At 43.3% G+C, this 18548-nt stretch carries 15 protein-coding genes; 9 read left to right on the top strand and 6 right to left on the bottom strand.

The features are described from left to right. Positions 1 to 43: 43 nt before the first annotated feature. Positions 44 to 3196, bottom strand: coding sequence for a UvrD-helicase domain-containing protein (locus ABDV94_RS17645; protein WP_343748535.1), 3153 nt, complete (start codon positions 3194 to 3196; stop codon positions 44 to 46). Between the two features lie 104 nt (positions 3197 to 3300). Here ABDV94_RS17645 and ABDV94_RS17640 point away from each other — a divergent pair, with 104 nt between their 5' ends. The 5 genes from ABDV94_RS17640 to ABDV94_RS17620 all read left to right on the top strand — a co-directional run bounded on the left by ABDV94_RS17640 (position 3301) and on the right by ABDV94_RS17620 (position 9782). Beyond that, on the top strand, positions 3301 to 4056 hold the full coding sequence (locus tag ABDV94_RS17640; protein ID WP_343748534.1) for an MbnP family protein: 756 nt from the start codon (positions 3301 to 3303) through the stop codon (positions 4054 to 4056). Then, on the top strand, positions 4053 to 5132 hold the full coding sequence (locus tag ABDV94_RS17635) for a cytochrome c peroxidase (RefSeq protein ID WP_343748533.1): 1080 nt from the start codon (positions 4053 to 4055) through the stop codon (positions 5130 to 5132). The genes ABDV94_RS17640 and ABDV94_RS17635 overlap by 4 nt, the downstream gene beginning before the upstream one ends. Before the next feature lie 47 nt (positions 5133 to 5179). Then, positions 5180 to 6604 carry a TonB-dependent receptor gene (locus ABDV94_RS17630; protein ID WP_343748532.1) on the top strand — a complete coding sequence of 475 codons (1425 nt, stop codon included), beginning with the start codon at positions 5180 to 5182 and terminating at the stop codon, positions 6602 to 6604. 360 nt (positions 6605 to 6964) lie between these two features. Further along, on the top strand, positions 6965 to 8728 hold the full coding sequence (locus tag ABDV94_RS17625; RefSeq protein WP_343748531.1) for a sensor histidine kinase: 1764 nt from the start codon (positions 6965 to 6967) through the stop codon (positions 8726 to 8728). 34 nt (positions 8729 to 8762) lie between these two features. After that, positions 8763 to 9782 carry a WYL domain-containing protein gene (locus tag ABDV94_RS17620; protein ID WP_343748530.1) on the top strand — a complete coding sequence of 340 codons (1020 nt, stop codon included), beginning with the start codon at positions 8763 to 8765 and terminating at the stop codon, positions 9780 to 9782. A gap of 6 nt (positions 9783 to 9788) precedes the next feature. Here the strand turns inward: ABDV94_RS17620 and ABDV94_RS17615 are convergent, their stop codons facing one another. Beyond that, the gene (locus ABDV94_RS17615) at positions 9789 to 10889 is read right to left on the bottom strand and encodes a hypothetical protein (protein WP_343748529.1); all 1101 of its coding nucleotides are present in this window, start codon (positions 10887 to 10889) and stop codon (positions 9789 to 9791) included. A 347-nt stretch (positions 10890 to 11236) separates the two neighbouring features. Here ABDV94_RS17615 and ABDV94_RS17610 point away from each other — a divergent pair, with 347 nt between their 5' ends. From ABDV94_RS17610 to ABDV94_RS17600, 3 genes are all read left to right on the top strand, one after another. Continuing rightward, positions 11237 to 12010: an enoyl-CoA hydratase-related protein gene (locus ABDV94_RS17610; protein ID WP_343748528.1), complete on the top strand. Its 774-nt coding sequence runs from the start codon at positions 11237 to 11239 to the stop codon at positions 12008 to 12010. Positions 12011 to 12110: 100 nt separating this feature from the next. After that, the gene (locus ABDV94_RS17605; protein ID WP_343748527.1) at positions 12111 to 12464 is read left to right on the top strand and encodes a four helix bundle protein; all 354 of its coding nucleotides are present in this window, start codon (positions 12111 to 12113) and stop codon (positions 12462 to 12464) included. Positions 12465 to 12519: 55 nt separating this feature from the next. After that, positions 12520 to 13656: a 3-hydroxyacyl-CoA dehydrogenase NAD-binding domain-containing protein gene (locus tag ABDV94_RS17600; protein ID WP_343748526.1), complete on the top strand. Its 1137-nt coding sequence runs from the start codon at positions 12520 to 12522 to the stop codon at positions 13654 to 13656. Between the two features lie 52 nt (positions 13657 to 13708). On the opposite strand, the gene ABDV94_RS17595 is transcribed toward ABDV94_RS17600, so the two are convergent. From ABDV94_RS17595 to ABDV94_RS17580, 4 genes are all read right to left on the bottom strand, one after another. After that, positions 13709 to 14122, bottom strand: coding sequence for an OsmC family protein (locus ABDV94_RS17595; RefSeq protein ID WP_343748525.1), 414 nt, complete (start codon positions 14120 to 14122; stop codon positions 13709 to 13711). An 89-nt stretch (positions 14123 to 14211) separates the two neighbouring features. Continuing rightward, positions 14212 to 15084 carry a helix-turn-helix domain-containing protein gene (locus ABDV94_RS17590; RefSeq protein WP_343748524.1) on the bottom strand — a complete coding sequence of 291 codons (873 nt, stop codon included), beginning with the start codon at positions 15082 to 15084 and terminating at the stop codon, positions 14212 to 14214. A gap of 219 nt (positions 15085 to 15303) precedes the next feature. Next, positions 15304 to 16350, bottom strand: a complete 1047-nt coding sequence (locus ABDV94_RS17585; protein ID WP_343748523.1) for a tetratricopeptide repeat protein — start codon at positions 16348 to 16350, stop codon at positions 15304 to 15306. Beyond that, entirely contained in the window at positions 16340 to 16945 is a 606-nt protein-coding gene (locus ABDV94_RS17580) for a sigma-70 family RNA polymerase sigma factor (RefSeq protein ID WP_343748522.1), read from the bottom strand. The genes ABDV94_RS17585 and ABDV94_RS17580 overlap by 11 nt, the downstream gene beginning before the upstream one ends. Before the next feature lie 46 nt (positions 16946 to 16991). On the opposite strand from ABDV94_RS17580, the gene pfkA reads away from it, so the two are divergent. Beyond that, positions 16992 to 17975 carry a 6-phosphofructokinase gene (gene pfkA / locus ABDV94_RS17575; protein ID WP_343748521.1) on the top strand — a complete coding sequence of 328 codons (984 nt, stop codon included), beginning with the start codon at positions 16992 to 16994 and terminating at the stop codon, positions 17973 to 17975. The last annotated feature ends 573 nt before the right edge of the window (positions 17976 to 18548 follow it).

The following is an 18548-nucleotide window of genomic DNA, read 5'->3' as shown; positions in this document are numbered from 1 at the left end:
GGGCTAATAGATGGATGTCTATCCATATTTTTTCAATTATTTTCTAATCCCACAACTCTCCGCCCGCCGGAACCTCAACTAACCCCAATCCTTCCGTATAATACAAATATCCCTTTATTTCCGGCATACCGATTTCCTTCAAAACCCGCAGATAACCTCTGACCTGTTCGGCATGTTTGGTGCTTTGTTCACCCGTTTTAAAATCAATGACCAGTGTACTGTTTTCTGAAACGATCAGTTTATCCGGACGAAGCTTGGTTTTGGAGTCAAAAATCAGGGTGCGTTCATTGAGATGCTTTCCGCTGTTGAATAACTGAACCAGCGTTTCATTCTCAAACGCATCATTTACCAGTTTGGTTAGTGTTTCCTCGAATTCCTGTTCGATCTGACCTTTTAGAATTCCTGTTCGAAGCGCCGAAAAAGCACTTTCTTTCGATTGCGACTTCTCCATGATGAAGTGAAATTGCTTCCCGATCCGTTGTGCGGAGGTCAGGCTGTCATCCACTTGCTCCTTTGCTGGTTGAATGCTGATTTCAGGAAACCACAGGAAATTTTGAATCGAATGCGGACTGTATTCGCCGGATTCATTTTTCGAATGGTGCTTGATTTCCGGAATTTCCCCGAACTTCAAATGCATGTTTCCATCCTCAAACGCATCCGGGAAAAGCTGATGGAATACTGAATTGAATTTATCGTAGAACGAATTCCGCGATCCTTTCAGGTTAATGGCGTAAAGACGATCCTGCGGACGGGTAAAAGCCACGTAAAGCAGGTTGATTGCATCCATTTTTTGTGCGGCATCTTCTTTTTCCGCTTCCACTTTGATTGCCGGAATAGCAGATTCGAACTTGCTCATTTTGGTTTCAACAATGTGCTCGTTGATTTCCATCAGGAACGAATCCTGGAGATTTCCTTCCGTGAAAAAATGGAACGAAGGAATGATCACCACCGGGAATTCCAATCCTTTCGACTTGTGAGCCGTCATGATCTGGATTGCGTGCTCGTTTTCCGAGAGCTGGACGCTGAATTTGTTTTCGTTTTTATCGTAATAATGGATGAAATCCATCAAATCCGGCCCGTTCGAGGTGTCAAATTGATATGCCAAATCCAGCAACTGCTGCAAATACGTATCTTCAATCGGGTCAAGTTCCAGCAATTTTAGAAAATCGACCAGGAGCGAGTAGATGTTTTGAAAACTGGCATCCAGGAAATCCGCATTCAAACGACTGTTCTCAAAGAACAATTCTTCGAGGAAAAAGATGCCGGTAGAATCGCCTTCTGTTACTTCCCGGAAACAACTGTTGTAAATGGCAAAAGAATTTTCGGGGTGCAGTGTTTCAAAATAAAAATAGGCAAACTGCATGGCCCGCTGAAAATCGAAACGGTTTACCTTCCATTTACAGTAAGAAATTGCCAGCTGTACATATTTGTCGCTGTTCACAAGCAGCGAATCCGATGAAACAATCTGGTATCCTTTCGATTTCAAAAAGTTCGCATACTGGTTGCAATCTCGTTTTTTCCGCCCCAATACACAAATCTCATACGGTTTATACCCATCCGACAGACACTGCTCCACCCATTCAAGCAATTGATTGTTGGTGAATTCTGTGGTGTTGATCTCCTTCTGAGGAAGCATAATCATTTCGACATAACCACCCGGTTTACCCTTCGGGTTTTGTTTCAGGTGCGCATAAAATTCCTTGCCGTTTTCAGGAAGAAAAGCAAGCAGTTCCTGGAAAAAGAGGTTGTTGAATTCCACAATTTCTTTTGCCGAACGCCAGTTGTCCTCCAAACCTTCCACTTTTCCCATTTGCTGAAAGAATTTGGATCGCTGTTCGATAGCAGGTTCACCTTCCGGATTGTAAATCGCCGGTAGCGCAATGAACTGTTCCGCAACACCGTTCTTGAAACGGTAAATAGACTGTTTCGGGTCGCCCACAATGAAATTGAAGTAATTTCCTGCCAGTGAATTGTGAATCAGCGGTACAATATTCAGCCACTGCAAGCGCGATGTATCCTGGAACTCGTCGAGGAAAAAATGGTTGAAGCGCGAACCCAGCCGTTCGTAAATGAAGGGCGCATCCTCGTTTTGAACCAGTTCCGCCACCAGTTTGTTGAACTCACTCACACGGATAATCGACTCTTTGTTCCGGATTTCGTCCATGCTCAGAGCAAGTTCCTTCAGGATTGCCAGTAAATGAAACTGCTGGATTTTAAAATCCAGTTCAATCCAATAAGCGGTTTTCTCGTTGATAAAATTCAGGAAATCCAGGTAAGCGGGAGCAAATTGTGTTTCACTTCCCGTGTCAATCGTCTTGAGAATATTGTTGTAATTGGCATCCGTCCGTTTGCTTTCCCGCAGAAAAAAAATAGGTTCCGGGTTCAAATCAAGGTTGAAGACAATGGGTTTGAAAGTCGTTGTTTTTCCGGCAAAGGCATTGCTGTCGACGCCCGAATCGTGAAAAAGCCGTTTCAGAATCCGCATTTTTTCTTGTAGCAATTCTCTTTCTGCCTTGAATTGCAATTTCCATAAATCCAGCTGTTCCTTGTTGAAATCCGTTTTGGAAAGCGTTTTGATGATCCGGAAATACCCCTCATTCGTCAGGATCTTGGCTTTCGAAAGGAGGATTTTCTTCAGGTTCCAGTCGTTTTCCTCTTCCAGGTTGGATTTGGCAAAATTCAAAGCCAGGAGGTAGAGCTTGGTTTGGTTCCGCGCATCGATGTTACTCAGTAATTCGTCAATGGCTTTCTCCAAAATGAGTGTATCGTCGAGTGAAATCTCAAAGTTCTCCGGGAGATCCAGGTCCTTCGAAAAAGAACGGATCAGGCGGAGATTGAATTTATCGATTGTCATGACATTGAAATCCTCATACTGATGCAGGATCTTCCGCAAAACGGTCCGGGCGCGTTTTTGAACCGCTTCCGGCGTTGCGCCAACGAATGTTGAAATTTCTTCCAGGTAATTCCGGCTCTCTTCGCCTCCGTGTGCAAGCTTATTCAGATCGCTCATGATCCGGGTTTTCATCTCAATGCTTGCCTTATTGGTAAAAGTCATCGCCATAATCTGGCTGATTTCGGCCCGATCCTGGTCTTCGGAAAGTAAAAGCCGCAGGTAGTTGCGCACCAGGTTGTACGTCTTACCACTTCCTGCTGAAGCATTTACGATGAGAAAAGGTTTGCTCACTTCCGAATTCATACCATTCAATCAATAATCCTTCGAAAATACCGAAAATAGCCCGTTCTTCCGGCGCATTTTTAGGAATTCTCTGAGCATTGTTTTAAATTTGGTAAAACTACCAGATGAAACAGATTCTGATTCTTGCGTTGCTTTTATTTTCCGGGCTTTCTTCCTGTGCTAAGAAGAAAGTGGATGAGCCTGAGAACACCCCGGTAGTGCAGCAAGCAAGGTTATCGCTTCGACCCATGTTTGATTCGGATTACCTGTATCTGGATTCCATTTACACCTTAAACAACGGCTATAAAATCCAGTTTTTGGAACTGAAAGCTTATTTCGCAGACATTCAATCCGGTGGAACCGTTTTGAAAGAAATTGCCTTGTTCAATTACCGCGACAACGGAACACTGGTTTTCCAGGCAGATCAGGTGGTAACGAATCCGACATCCATTCAATTCGGAATCGGAGTGCCGTCTTCGGTGAATCACAACGACCCAAGTACGTTTGCAAATACCAACCCGCTGAATATTGCCATTGCCAACGACATGCACTGGGATTGGAACCCGGGCTATATTTTCTTCAAAATCGAAGCAAAAGCAGATACGATTGTGGATGCAGTGACGAATTGTGATCTGAGCCTTGTGTATCACGTAGGAACAGATACCTACTTCACAACTAAAACCATTTCCAATCTGAACTGGTCGGCTGTGAGTAGTACCTTGAATGAAGCGTGGCTGAAGCTCAATCTGAAGAATTTTGTGGAAAATCCGGCGAGTCCGATTGATGTGAAAACAGAAACATCCACGCACAGTGCTTCTTCGCAAGCCGCTTTAACCGAGAAAGCAAGACAGAATTTTGCCGCCTCACTCAGTGCTTTATGAACAGGTTCCTGATCAGCATATTGGGATTGTTGATCCTTTTTTTGGGATGTACGAAGGAAAAGGTCGGTTATGATCCAACGCCGTATACGCTGAAAATTCCGAGCCACTTTCCGCAAATGCCCATTCCGGCCGATAACCCGATGACAGAAGAAGGCGTGTTGCTGGGACGCATGTTGTTTTACGAACGAAAACTCTCATTGGATTACTCCATTTCCTGCGGAACCTGTCATGCTCCGGATGCATCTTTCTCCGACCCTCAACCATTTTCGCAGGGAGTGGGAGGAACCATTGGAACACGGAATGCCATGGCGCTTATCAACCTGGGGTGGCAGACCAGCTATTTCTGGGATGGAAGAGCACAAACACTGGAAGATCAAATCCTGGAACCGGTGCCGAACCCGGTGGAAATGCACCTGCAATGGAAAGATGCCGTTACGCGTCTGAAATCGGATGTGACTTACCTGAACCAGTTTTACAAAGCATTCGGAGTCATTGATTTCGATTCGACGCACGTAGCTAAAGCACTGGCGCAATTTTTGCGAACGATGATCTCAGGAGATTCCAAGTACGACGTGATGTACAAATTTGCGAATAACATTCCGCTGACTGCGGCGGAAGTGGCAGTCAAAAATACCGTTACGGCAGAAGAATGGGCAGGTTACGGCTCGTTTCAGGATTTGAATGGTGCGGACTGTTTTCATTGTCACAACGGCGTGTTGGTTCAGGTGCAGAAATTTGCCAATAACGGCCTCGATGCAGTGTTCACGGATTTGGGAAGAGGAGCGATTACACACAATGCTAATGACAACGGAAAATTCAAGGTTCCGACCCTGAGAAACATTGTTTTATCAGCTCCTTATATGCATGACGGGCGTTTTGTGGATCTGGACGCTGTAATCGAGCATTATTCAACTGGTGTTCAGCATTCTGCAACAATTGATCCGCTGATGGAATTTGCGAGTGTAGGAGGTGTTCATCTCGATGAAGAAGAGCGCAATCAGCTGAAAGCCTTCTTATTAACGTTAACAGATTATAAATTTGTAACTAATCCGGACTTTAAACCGTTAAACCCCTAGGGTACTAAGTCTAATGTTAGTACATTTGTAGAAGTGAAATGGAAGAAATGGTAGACGAAAGAAGATTAACGACCGAGGAGAAAGCCTTGAAGATTAATCTAACAAGCGATATTTATGGTTGTTTTGCCGAAATTGGGGCAGGACAGGAAGTAGCCGCCAACTTTTTTAAAGCCGGAGGTAGTTCGGGAACGATTGCCTATACACAGTCGGCATATGACATGAAAGTGTCTGATGCCATGTATGGTGCTGCTTCCCGCTATGTCTGTGAGGAGCGCCTTCTGACCATGTTGACTACTGAGTACAATACGCTTTGCGAACGACTTCCTAAGAAATTGCAGGAAGCACGCTTTTTCGCATTTTGTAATACTGTTGAAGCATTGAATTACCACAAAACCAACCAGGGACAAGGCTGGGTAGGTTTGCGCTTTCAGTCCAGACTGGGCGGTGGTTTCAACGATATCATCCTGCACGTAAAAATGCATGATAATTCCCATAAAGCCCAGCAGGAAGCATTGGGGATTTTGGGAGTAAACCTCATTCACGCTGCCTATTTTTCTACAGACGACCTGGATGAGTTCCTGACGAACCTGGTTCACCGCATTCCGCGCGACCGGGTGGAAGTTGACATGCTCCGTGTAACCGGTCCGGATTTAGGACAGGTAGACAACCGGATTCTGTCTTTGAACCTGGTAAAACGCGGTATGACAGATGCTACGATGTTCGACCTGTGTGGAACAGTGCTCCAGCCTGCAGCTGCTTTGTATAAAAAGAATATTTTGTTGATGCGCGGACGTTTCAGACCGGTAACGAAAGTTCACCTGGATATGATCGCACGCGGAACCGAGCAGTTTTTGAAAGAAGACGGTGTGCGTGAAGATAACTTGTCTGTAATCTTTGAGCTGACCCTGAAAGATTTGACTGCAGATGGTAAAATTTCTGATAAAGACTTCATTGATCGTGCAGAATTGCTCGGATCACTGGGGTATACCGTCATGATTTCCAATTACCTGAAGCATTACAAAATGCTGGATTACCTGGCAACTATTGCACGTGGTCAGAAAATGGGTGTCATTGCCGGAATTTATAACCTGCATACCATTTTTGATGAGCGCTATTACGACAATCTTCCGGGAGGTTTGCTGGAAGCATTCGGAATCGGGTTCGGGCACAATGTAAAAATGTATGTTTACCCGGCGATTAATGTCGATACCGGAGATTTATATACCCTGGATGAACTGGCTATTCCGAAGCACCTGCGCGGATTGGTTCAATTCCTGAAAGACAATAATAAACTGGCAGCTTTGTCTGAATTTGATTCTCAGGCCTTGAAAATTTTGTCAGACGATGTATTGTCTAAAATCAGAGCCGGGATTTCAAGTTGGGAAGAGGATGTTCCTGAAAATGTGGTAAAAGCAATCAAGTATTTCGAGTTGTTCGGTTACGATAAGAAGAAAGATGCGGTAAACTGCTAAGTAAAACACTGTTTTATAATACGCTTGAAATTTATTGAATGATGTTTTGTTTGTTCAATAGTTCAATGTTGAATTTAAACATTTGAAACAAGTATACTGAGCTTGTCGAAGTATGGACTTTTCTTCTTTATTCGGTGTCGTCATTTCAAAGACATTGAAAATTAAGACAAAGGATTCGTGTTGTAGTAACTAACAGATTGGTTAGTAGGATTCTGTTCCTCAAAAAGTTTGAGAATAAATTTCATTTATTGCTGATTTATTACTTAACTTGGTCAAAAGCTACTTTCACTACCCATGATTTTACGTCCGGAAAGCATACGATTATTCAGATTTAGACGTTTCATTGTACTTTTCCTGTTTTTGCAGATTTCCCTAGTTGGTATTGCCCAGAAGAAAGCATACGATCGTGCCGAATTTCATCGGGAAATTGAGCGTCTGCAGGAAGAAATGATCGTGGATATTTCCAAAGCGAACCAGACGCTCCGTTTTTTAGAGAAAAAGTACAAAGACCTGCACGACCCGGAGATCAACTACATCATTACGATCAAAAAAATTAAATTTTTCAGCGCATACGGTGATTATACCCGTGTGAAATTTGAAATCAATAAGGCAAAGCGCTTTCAATTTTTTTTCCAGGCAAATGAGCAGGACAAACTCTACCTGGATTTATATGGTGCAGTATATGAAAGTCTCGGTCAGAATTTTGACCTGCTAATCACCAAAACCAGGAAGATTCTCCAAAAATCGAAGAAGTCGGATAAGTACTTACTCCTCCAGTGCCATTTGGTCTTGGCAAATTGCTTCAGCGAAAACGGAAATTACGAAGAAGCGATCCGGGAAATCGAACTTGCTAAAGACATTGCGGAAAAGAAGGGAAATCCTGCATTTCTATTCCAGGTTGCCAATTCTGCCGGACAGGTTTATTTCTTCAATAACCAGGTGGCGCATGCCTTGAAAGAATTCCGTTTTGCCAAACAACTGGCAATAACCAATCACTGGAAATACGCTGAGCAATATGCGAATGCGAGTTTGGGAGAGATTTACCTTTATACCAACCAGATGGATCGGGCGAAAATGTACTTCGACATGGTTTTGGAAAACGAACAGAATACGGAGTTGCGCGATTTGTTCCAGGTCTACGGATGTTTGGAACATTACTATGAACTGAAGAAAAACATGGATTCATCCTATTTTTATTCGATCCGCCGGAATGAAATTGATGATTTGCTGGAAAACCTGCGCAGTGAAAACCTGGTTTTTGAGCTGGAAAAGGATTTTCAGACAGAATCGAACCAATACCTGCTGGAAGAAGAGCGTGGTAAAAACCAGCAGCTGCGCCTGATTCTGATCCTGATTTTGATGAGTATTGTGGTCATCATCAGTATTTCCTACCTGTTTATTCGTCAGAAAAGCGATTCGAACCGCATTTTACAGCAGCAGAAAGAAGAAATCGATGAAAAAAACCGGGAAATTTCAAATTCGCTGGCGATGAAGGAAAACCTGCTGAAGGAAATCCACCACCGGGTGAAGAATAACCTGCAGGTTGTTTCCAGTATCCTGAATTTGCAGTCGCGGAATGTACACGATCCGGAAGCACTGCGGATCATCGAAGAAGGAAAAGACCGGATTCGTGCCATTGCCTTGATTCATAATCAATTGCATTTGAATAATGATTCTGCCTATGTTGAAATGGGCGGTTACCTGAATAAACTGATCAGCCAGATGGGGGAGTCATTTTCCAGCTACAACAAGAACATTTCGGTCATTGTCAACGTAGAGGAGATCAACCTTGCCATTGATTATGCAGTTCCGCTGGGATTGATTATGTGTGAATTGTTGTCGAATTCGTACAAACATGCATTCAAAAACCAGGAAGAAGGCGTGATTGAGGTAGAGCTGAAAAACAACCCGGAACGCAGTCTGAACTACGAATTATTGGTGAAAGACAACGGAGCGGGCTACAAAGGAGAGACTGAATTTTTGGAACAATCTTCCACCGGAGTGGAAATAATCAGCGCGTTTATCCAACAGCTGGATGCGAAGTACTCCTATATCAATGACGGATCCGGTTTCGGATTATTCATTCAATTTGCTATTGACGAACGGCATTCCAAGTTCAATTGAGATTTTTTTGATATCTTAGATTGAAAGTTGAATTATGCCACACATTAAGAATGCCTTGTTGAGATTCCGGATTATTGACCGGGCCTTGAGAAATCAATACAAACCTTACCCTTCGAAAGCGATGCTGCGTGAAGCATGCGAAGAAGCGTTGTTTGGAGGTGTTGACGGGGAAAACATTTGTGATTCGACGATTGAAAAGGACATGTTTGCCATGAAAATGGAACACGATGCTCCGATCAAATATTCTAAAAAATACGGCGGCTATTATTACAGCGATGAAGGGTTTTCCCTGGATGAAATTCCATTGAACGAATCGGATATCGAAGCAATTCGCTTTGCGGCAAACACACTCAGCCAGTTTAAAGATGTCGGGATGTTCCGGCAATTCGGCTTTGCGATTGATAAAATTGTAGACCGGGTGAATATTTCGAACGATATCAACGATAAATCCATCGAGCGCTTTGTGGAATTCGAAACGCCGGTTTCATCACGGGGAAGTGAGTTTCTCAACCCGATTCTGACTTCCATTAAGGACGGAACAATTCTTTATTTTGATTACGAAAGCTTTCAAACCCAAAAGCGTAAAGCGAGAAAGGTACTCCCCCTGTTGCTGAAGGAGTACCGTAACCGTTGGTATTTACTCTGTTACGATTTGGTTAAGGAAGATATCATTACTTACGGTTTGGATCGGATTTACGATCTGCAAAAGTCGGAAGAAGTTTTTCGGTCACCTGTTTCATTCAATCCGGATCAGTTTTTTGAGCATGCGATCGGAATCACGGCAAGTAACGGAAAGCCGGAAACTGTAGTGTTTAAAGCAGACAATGTTGCAGCCAAATACATTGAGTCACAACCTTTCCATGCATCTCAAAAGATGGTGAAAGAGGGCAAGAACAAGAGTACCTTTGAAATGAACGTCTTTATTTCAGAGGAATTGATTCGCGCATTATTGTCTTATGGAGGAGAGTTGATTGTTCTCGAACCACCGCTTTTGGTCGACCATATGGTACAACGCGTCAAAGCGATGGTTGAAAACTACCAGTATAAAGTGTAGCGTAAGCTATTCGATCATGAGTCTTTTTGACAGGGTTTTTGCTTTCACGATAACTAATCCCGGTTTTGATTGACCGAAATGAAGTTCCGAGTATCCGTTGTAATTCCGGATTTCAATGTTTTCGGAAATGTTTTGTCCCATGGCATTAAACACTTGTAGTTCTTTTAGTTCCGCCGAATTTGCAAATATCCTGACGACTTCTTTGCCGGGATTTGGAAAGGCGTTTAGTTCACCCTCACTAAAGTCTGTGACTTTTTTCCACGAAACGGTTTGGAGATCCACCCGGTTTCCGTCATTATCGGTCTGGCTCAGACGGTAATAATTGATTCCTTCCTGCGGATTATAATCGATTTCCTGGTAGAGATGTGCGCTGCTGCCATCCCCTTCGGAAGCTTCCGTAATAATGATTTCCTCCCAATTGGTTCCGTCAGAAGATCGTTCGATGGAGTAGAAATTGGTGTTTGCTTCCGATTCCATTCTCCATTCCAGCAATGCAAACTGATTCATGCTTGAAGCATTGAAATCCTTGAAGGTAACAGGGAGCACTACTCCGGGAGCATACCGGACTGTTCCGTTGAAACTGCGGTTTGCCGTGACCGTACCAAAAGGGTAGGTGATTCCTGCTCCTCCGAGAATCGAAATATCTGCATTGGAATTAATGGTTCCATAACCGGCATTGCTTGTGGTCAGTAAACCGGTAGAAAGAATCGGGTTGCTGGCCGTGATGTAAAAACCGTACGTCTGTCCGGCAGTCATGATCAGGTTCACGGGAATCGTAAGCGGAGTTTCTTCGTTTAACCCGATACTGAGGATGGATCCGGCAGAGCCGAGAAGTGTCCAGCCGGCAGCATTGGTTTCGGAACCGACATACGTTCCGGATCTGTAATAAATTTCATATCCACCAATGGATAATGCGGGAAGATTTGCATCAAAGCAAAAGATTGTCACTGTGTTTGTCGCAGTGATATTGAACATGACTCCTTTATTGGAGCTGTTGCTGGCATAGGGTGCTACTAAATTTGATCCTGAACCTGCGCATTGAGCCAGGGTGGTATCAGGAGCAAGTACTAGGCAGCATGCGACCGGGAGAATAATGGACTTCAACATGACCGAGTAAATAATGGTTACTTCAAAGTTACGGAATTCCAAAACGGTTTTTCAGAATTTTAACATTGAAAAAGCGATTTTTAACACTTGTAATTTATTTAATAAATTAGTTGATAATGAGTGCTTTTACCATGTTTTATTGCTTGTTCATGGCGAAATTTTATTTCGTTGAATCCGTTTGTGTAATCAGGAAGTTTTGTGGTGAAAATGACTAAATCATTGGAATTGCTTTGGCAACATGCTCCAAAAGTATCCGGTTTAAAGAAAAGGCGTTCAAAACTCGAATAATTCCCCGATTCTACTTGACGGGATAAGGCTTTTTTTATCTTTGTTAGAAAAAGAATAAAATGACGCTGATCCAGGATTTCAAAAATGGCGTTTGTACGCTGACCTTAAACAGACCTCAGGTTTTTAATAGTTTCAATAAGGAGATGGCACTTTCACTTCAGCAGGCACTGGATGCATGCGAAAAAGACGAATCAGTTCGTGCTATCGTAATAAAAGGAGAAGGAAAGGCATTTTGTGCCGGTCAGGATTTGGCAGAAGCTACCGACCCGAATGGTCCGGAGATGCAATCCATTGTGAAGGAGCATTACAATCCAATCATTGAGCGCATCCGCAACATTGAAAAACCGATTATTGCTGCGGTAAACGGGGTTGCTGCAGGGGCAGGAGCAAACATCGCATTGGCTTGTGACATTGCTATTGCCAAAGAATCGGCATCTTTTATCCAGGCATTTTCTAAAATCGGTTTGATCCCGGATTCAGGAGGTACCTTTTTCTTGCCGCGTTTGATTGGTGCTCAGAAAGCAATGGCCTTGATGATGACAGGAGAAAAAGTATCTGCCAAAGATGCGGAAGCGATGAACATGATTTACAAAGCTGTTTCCGATGACTCATTCGAGGAGGAAATCGTGAAGTTTGCTGAAAACCTGGCTTCCATGCCTACTTACGGTTTGGGACTGACCAAGCGTGCGATGAATGCAAGTGTTACGAATAACCTGACGCAGCAACTGGCTGTAGAAGAGGAATTGCAGACTCTGGCCGGAAAATCAGCAGATTTCCAGGAGGGGGTTACTGCATTTTTGGAGAAACGGGCTCCTGTTTTTAAAGGAAAATAGAATCGGGAGCTAAGAGTCAGGAGTCAAGGCTTTGTAAGTCAGTAGTTTTTCAGATAAAATTTCGTATATTAAAGTAATAACCAGTATTCAAGGTATTACTATGCGACATAATTTTAGAGAATTGACTTCGTGGAAAGTTTCTTTTGATTTAGTGAAAGAAATTTATGCTCTTAGCGGACAATTACCGAATGACGAAAAGTTCGGGTTGAAGAGTCAAATTCAAAGATGTGCGGTTTCGATTCCATCCAATATCGCGGAAGGTTCCGGTCGTACAACCGATAAAGAGTTTCTTTATTTTTTGAATGTAGCGATTTCTTCAGCCTATGAATTGGAAACACAACTTTTGATTTGTGCAGATTTGTTTGAGCTAGATGCGTCAGATTCGGTTAGAAAGCTTGAAAATATCCAACGTTTGATCGGTGGATTGAAAAAGAAATTAAGTAATTCAATATAGAGATAGAGTGAATGAGTCTTGACTCACGCCTCTTATCTCTTTAAGTCAATTAAGAATGAAAATAGGTGTATTAGGCGCAGGAACAATGGGGGCGGGAATTGCCCAGGTTGCAGCGCAGTCGGGACACGAGGTGGTTCTGGTAGATGTAAACCAGGTACAGTTGGATAAAGCGAAACTTGCTTTGGTGAAGGTACTTGACCGGTTGATTGAAAAAGGAACACTGGATGAATCCGGAAAAAATGACATCCTGAACAGAATGCATTTTTCGGCTAAACTGGAAGATTTCAGAGGATCTGGGCTGGTAATCGAAGCGATTGTGGAGAAACTGGAAGTGAAACATGCCGTTTTCAAGGAAATCGAAGAGGTAGTTGGATTGGATTGTATCATTGCATCGAATACGTCTTCTTTGTCGATCGCATCGATCGGGGCTGTTCTGAAATTCCCTTCCCGTGTGATTGGAATCCATTTTTTCAACCCGGCTCCTTTGATGCCGTTGGTGGAAATTATTCCTGCAGTCCAAACCAGTGAAGAAACTCTGCAGCAGGCAAAATCGATGATTGATTCCTGGAAAAAACTGACGGTGGTTTGTAAAGACACGCCGGGATTCATCGTGAACCGCGTGGCACGACCATTCTATGGTGAGTCTTTGCGGATTTATGAAGAAGGAGTGGCAGATTTTGCTACGATCGATTGGGCTTTGACCGAACTGGGAGGATTCCGCATGGGACCGTTTACTTTGATGGATTATATCGGTAACGACATTAACTATACGGTGACGGAAACGGTGTTCGGTGCGTTTTACTACGACCCGCGATTCAAACCGTCATTTACGCAAAAACGCCACATGGAAGCTGGCTTCCTGGGACGAAAAACCGGAAGAGGATTTTATGATTACGCGGAAGGAGTAGAATTGCCGGTTCCGAAAAAGGATGAAAAACTGGGGCAGGAAATCGTGGATCGCGTTCTGGCGATGCTGATCAACGAAGCATACGATGCATTATTCCTGAATATTGCCAGCCGGGAAGATATTGATACGGCGATGACCAAAGGGGTGAACTATCCGAAAGGATTGCTCGCCTGGTCGGAAGAAATCGGGTTGAAAACAGTGCTTTCACGATTGGAAAAGCTGTTTGCTGAATACGGGGAAGATCGTTACAGACCGAATCCGTTGCTGAAAAGACTCGCAAACTAAACTAAAAAATGCTGACAAATTGCTTGTCAGCATTTTTTTTGACCGGAGAATTTTATGCCTCCAATACTGCTTCCAGGGTAATATCGAAGCTGAATGCACCGCTAACCGGACATGTTTCTTCGGCATGTTTTGCGATACGTTGGAATTCTTCATCGGAAATTCCGGGAACTTTTGCTGTCAATTTCAGGGCGGAAAGGGTGATTTTTCCATTGTCCAGCGTAATGGTTGAATCAGTTTTTAATTCTTCAGGAACGAAACCGGCTTCAGTCAGATCCAAACTCAATTTCATGGTAAAACATCCTGCGTGTGCTGCTGCCAGCAATTCTTCCGGGTTTGTCCCGATTCCGTCAGCAAAACGGGAGTTGAAAGAGTATTGTGTTTGGTTTAGTACCGTGCTTTGAGTGGTCAAATGTCCGTTTCCTTCTTTTACTGTTCCATTCCAGATGGCTTGTGCTCTTCTTTTCATGATTGCTCGTTTTTGATGATTGTTTGAATTGTTTAACGAGACAAAGATAGAGTTGTGATGTGGCTGTGAAAAGATAGAAATAGTCGTTTTTATTGTACATTTTTCCCTTCAAGGAATTTTTTCTTAAAAATTGCAGGGCTATCTCCGGCTTTCCCGGTAAACAAACGGTTGAAATAAGCCGGATCGTCATACCCCAGTTCATAGGCAATTTCCTTTACAGACCAATCAGTGAAACAGAGTAAACGCTTGGCTTCAAGAATGATGCGGGCTTTGATGAGTTCGTTCGGCTGTGTGAGATTGAGGCGTTTGAATTTGTTGGAAAGCGTTTTTGCGGTCAATCCCATTGCTTCCGCATAGTCCGAAACGGTGTGCCACTGCTTGAAATGAATCTCGACCAATTGGTTGAAATTGCGGTAAAACTCCACTTCTGCCGGTAACTCCGACACCTGGAGCGGGAGTTGCTGTCGCTTCCACAAGCGTGTTGCGCGGATAATGATTTGCTTCAGCAGGATCCGGACCATTTCTTCCATCGACGAATCGTTCAGACTCAATTCTTTTCCGATTTCGGAGAACAGGTTTTCGATCACCGGATTTTCGACCGCTGAAAGTTCCGTTGCGGGAAATTGTCCGGCATTATTAAAGAGTAAACCGTCGCAGGCCACTTCCGCATCATGAATCTGGATGCAGTAAAAATCCCTGCTGTAGTTCAGAATGATGATGTTTTTGCCTTCAAGAACCTGGATTCGCTGGTAACCGCAGAAAAACAAGGTAGGTTGTGTGGTACTGAATTCGCGGAAATCAATCCGGATTTTGCAATCACCGGGAACAAACAGGATGCTGATATCCTTTTTAAATGGCTGGGCATTGTATATTTCCCGGTCTTGTTCATTCCGGATGTGAAAAGACTCAAAGGATTTATAGTTCGACTCAAATTTCAGCCTGTTTTGTTCTGTTTCCTTCATTTCTTCATTTCTGTTTTGTCCCAGTATTCCGGGAATTTGAACTTTTGCTAGTCATATACAGGTGGAAAGCGTTCAAAAAGTTGAAAAGGTTCAATAGACTGTTTGAACTTTTTAGCTCGTGAAACCTTTTGAACAGATTCGTATTTTCATTTTTCCCCGATTGAGCAAAAATTACCATTGCAGAGAATATATGTTCATGATCGGATCTGCAAAAACAACCTATTTCCAGGTTTTCAAAACCTTGTCAGCCTGCTTGGAATAGAATCCTTTTTGATTTTTGATCTTCTGGAACAATTCTTTCGCCAGCGATTTTTCCCCGTTTGCCAGTCGGCTTTGTGCTAAATACCACTCTGCTTCTTCGTTGAAATTGGAGAATTCCAGTTGTAAGCAGGCAGAGAAATTGAGGCAGGCGTCTTCATACTGGCCTAAATTATAGTAACACCAGCCGGAATAGAAGCGTGCGTTCAGATCATCCGGGTATGTTTTGAGAATCTCGTTGAAGCGTGAAAGTGCCTGTTTCCATTTACCGCGGTTGGTATACCGCAGTGTTTTTTCCAGGTAATCCACGTACGGAATGTTCGCCATCTGCATTTGAGGCTCTTCCTGTAAAATGGTTTCTTTACTTTCCTGGTTTGCGGGGACTCCCGAAAGAATGAATTGTTCGATCAAAACGGTTGGCTTAACGCGGTATTGGGAGTAATCAATCGCTTTGAGATCCTGGATGTAAATTTCCTTCGCCAGTTTTTGCTGCGAAACAGTCACAGGCTTTTGTTCGATCACCGGTGGAAGCGGTGTCAAAACGGTTTCCGGGAAAGGAATATCCGTGATTTCTTCCATTTTTGCCTCCTGAGAGAGGTTTTTGATCTCGTTTTGAGTGTTTTTCACCTCATTTACAGTGATTTGATCCTTTTGCGGGATGACTTCCAGGGTGTCAATCGCCTCCGGAATGCGGATATCGGTGTGTTCGACCTTCACGATCAGCTGTTTTTGAGGTGCGATTGCACCCGGATCGTTTTTCAGGAGGAGAAATGCGAGCGTTCCGATGATCAGAACAGCCAGTCCTAGTATGTAAGGTGTAACAGAAGGCTTGGAGAACTTCATTTTGCGATCCAGTTGTTTTATCCTGGAAAATGAAATGCCAGATTCTTGCCATCCTTCCAGGGCGTCCCGGTCAAATGCATCCAGTTGTTCATTGGAAGAATGTTCCGAATGGTCGCGAAGCAGTTTTTCAAATGCATCCCGTGATATGTAATCTTTATTCTTCATGACTTTCCATCCAGATTTTTAAATTTCGTTTGCCGTTTTGAATGGCGCTTTTTACGGTGTTGAGCGGAATCTCGAGTTCATCACTGATTTCCTGGTAACTTTTGTCCTGCAGGTAAAAGAGTTCGATGCAGATGCGTTGTTCTTCTTTCAGATGCTGGATTGCCTGCTCGAGCCTGGTCAGTTTCAACTCCCGTTCCAGGTGTTCCTCTGTTTCCAGCGGTTCCGTTTGCAGCAGATTCTCGTGAATTGGCGTTTGTGTTGTTTTTTGTTTCCGCAAATGAATCAGGCATTCGTTTTTCGTTACCTGGTAGAGCCAGGATTTGAAGTGCTGGATCGTGTGTTTCTCAATTTTCTGGTTTAATTCCCCGAAAATTTTCATCGTTGTGTCTTCAGCATCTTCATAGCGTTTCAAATATTTGATGCAGGTTCCAAGCACCAGGTGTCCGTAGCGTTCATATAATAAAGGTATCGTAAAGAGATTTGCTTCCTCTTTATACAGATGGATCAACTCCAGATCTGTCAGTGACCGAAATCGCTTATGCCCGCGCTGAAACAGCATCATGACATAGAGATGCATGAAATGAAATAATTCCATAAAATTGATATGACTCTAAAAGTAAGCACTTAAATTTACACGTACGATGAGTGAAGTGAAAAGAATTGGAGTTTTGACGTCGGGAGGCGACGCACCGGGAATGAATGCCTGCATCCGTGCAGTGGTAAAAGCGGCAATCGGAAAAGGACTGAAAGTATTCGGAATTGAAGACGGATATAAAGGAATGATCGAAAACCGGATCAAAGAACTCTCTTATATAGATGTCAACAATGTGATTCATCTCGGCGGAACCATCCTGGGAACAGCCCGCAGCGAAGCGTTCAAAACCCGGGAGGGGAGAGAAAAAGCAGTTGCAAACCTGAAGCTGCATCAAATCGACGCACTTATATTAATAGGTGGAGACGGAACCTTTGCCGGGGGAATGGCCCTGACAAATGAATTCGATGTTCCGGTAATCGGGCTTCCGGGTACGATTGACAATGACATTCACGGAACGGATTTCACCATCGGGTATGACACTTGTTTAAATACGGTAGTAGAAGCAGTGGATAAGATCCGGGATACGGCATCGAGTCACCACCGCGTGTTTTTTGTGGAAGTGATGGGAAGGGCCTCCGGTTACATTGCATTGAATAGTGCGATTGCCAGCGGAGCAGAATCCGTCCTGATTCCGGAAACAGTTACGGATATTCCGTTGCTTGCAAAAGAGATCAAAGATCAGAATAAAGGAATCCGCAGCTCTATTATTATAGTAGCGGAAGGCGATGATGAAGGTGGGGCGAAAGAGATTATGGCGAAGGTGAAACCGTATTTGGAAGGATATGATTTGCGCTATTCTATTTTAGGACACATTCAACGGGGAGGAAGTCCGTCTGCTTTCGACCGGATTTTGGCTACCAGAATGGGGGTAAAAGCTGTTGAATTGCTGGTTGAAGGGAAAAAATCATTGATGATCGGGCAGATCGGAAGGGATTTGGTAACCCATAATATCCTGGAAGGAACCACGGGAACAGTGCCGAATGACGATTCCGGAATTCAATTATTAGAGTCATTACTCACGAAGGGCTAAAAACATTGAAAAAGTTTTAATGTTTAATGATTTGTATTTCAGCACATTAAATGCTCGTTTTAAGCTGGTATTAAAAATAAGTGATAAAAAGGCTTGTAAAAGTAAAAAGAGTGGGTACCTTTGCACCCCGCAAACGAGCGGCTGACGAGTTGAGGGTTTTAGAAAAAAGATTAAATTATTTTTCACAAAGGCTTGTTAGAAAAGAAAAGTTGATTACCTTTGCACCCCGCAAACGAGCGGTGATTGAGTTGAGGGGTTGAAAAAAAGTTTAAAATTTTCTTCACAAACACTTGTTAGAAACAAAAACTTGATTACCTTTGCAACCCCGAAAACAACGGGAAACATTACAAAGAAAGGCTTGAACAGCGGTTCGGTTTTAAAATGAAAAAATAGAAAGACAGGCAGCGGTTTGTTTTTAGGATTAAAAGAGGGTGACACCTTTTGAATCTACAGAAAAGTTCTTTGACAGATTAGGAAATAAGGAAACAGCGTAAACAGAAAAATTAAACGAGACATCAACAAATTCAAAGTTTTTTACAACGGAGAGTTTGATCCTGGCTCAGGATGAACGCT

It is taken from the genome of Fluviicola sp. (genome assembly GCF_039596355.1).
In the GTDB taxonomy this organism is placed as follows: domain Bacteria; phylum Bacteroidota; class Bacteroidia; order Flavobacteriales_D; family Crocinitomicaceae; genus Fluviicola.
This window is presented reverse-complemented; position numbering and strand designations above follow the sequence as displayed.

Excerpts from the sequence above, each read along its gene's own strand:
- ABDV94_RS17645 (WP_343748535.1), bottom strand. The coding sequence starts at position 3,196 with ATGAATTCGGAAGTGAGCAAACCTTTTCTCATCGTAAATGCTTCAGCA.
- ABDV94_RS17640 (WP_343748534.1), top strand. The coding sequence starts at position 3,301 with ATGAAACAGATTCTGATTCTTGCGTTGCTTTTATTTTCCGGGCTTTCT.
- ABDV94_RS17635 (WP_343748533.1), top strand. The coding sequence starts at position 4,053 with ATGAACAGGTTCCTGATCAGCATATTGGGATTGTTGATCCTTTTTTTG.
- ABDV94_RS17630 (WP_343748532.1), top strand. The coding sequence starts at position 5,180 with ATGGTAGACGAAAGAAGATTAACGACCGAGGAGAAAGCCTTGAAGATT.
- ABDV94_RS17620 (WP_343748530.1), top strand. The coding sequence starts at position 8,763 with ATGCCACACATTAAGAATGCCTTGTTGAGATTCCGGATTATTGACCGG.
- ABDV94_RS17615 (WP_343748529.1), bottom strand. The coding sequence starts at position 10,889 with ATGTTGAAGTCCATTATTCTCCCGGTCGCATGCTGCCTAGTACTTGCT.
- ABDV94_RS17610 (WP_343748528.1), top strand. The coding sequence starts at position 11,237 with ATGACGCTGATCCAGGATTTCAAAAATGGCGTTTGTACGCTGACCTTA.
- ABDV94_RS17605 (WP_343748527.1), top strand. The coding sequence starts at position 12,111 with ATGCGACATAATTTTAGAGAATTGACTTCGTGGAAAGTTTCTTTTGAT.
- ABDV94_RS17600 (WP_343748526.1), top strand. The coding sequence starts at position 12,520 with ATGAAAATAGGTGTATTAGGCGCAGGAACAATGGGGGCGGGAATTGCC.
- ABDV94_RS17595 (WP_343748525.1), bottom strand. The coding sequence starts at position 14,122 with ATGAAAAGAAGAGCACAAGCCATCTGGAATGGAACAGTAAAAGAAGGA.
- ABDV94_RS17590 (WP_343748524.1), bottom strand. The coding sequence starts at position 15,084 with ATGAAGGAAACAGAACAAAACAGGCTGAAATTTGAGTCGAACTATAAA.
- ABDV94_RS17585 (WP_343748523.1), bottom strand. The coding sequence starts at position 16,350 with ATGAAGAATAAAGATTACATATCACGGGATGCATTTGAAAAACTGCTT.
- ABDV94_RS17580 (WP_343748522.1), bottom strand. The coding sequence starts at position 16,945 with ATGGAATTATTTCATTTCATGCATCTCTATGTCATGATGCTGTTTCAG.
- pfkA (WP_343748521.1), top strand. The coding sequence starts at position 16,992 with ATGAGTGAAGTGAAAAGAATTGGAGTTTTGACGTCGGGAGGCGACGCA.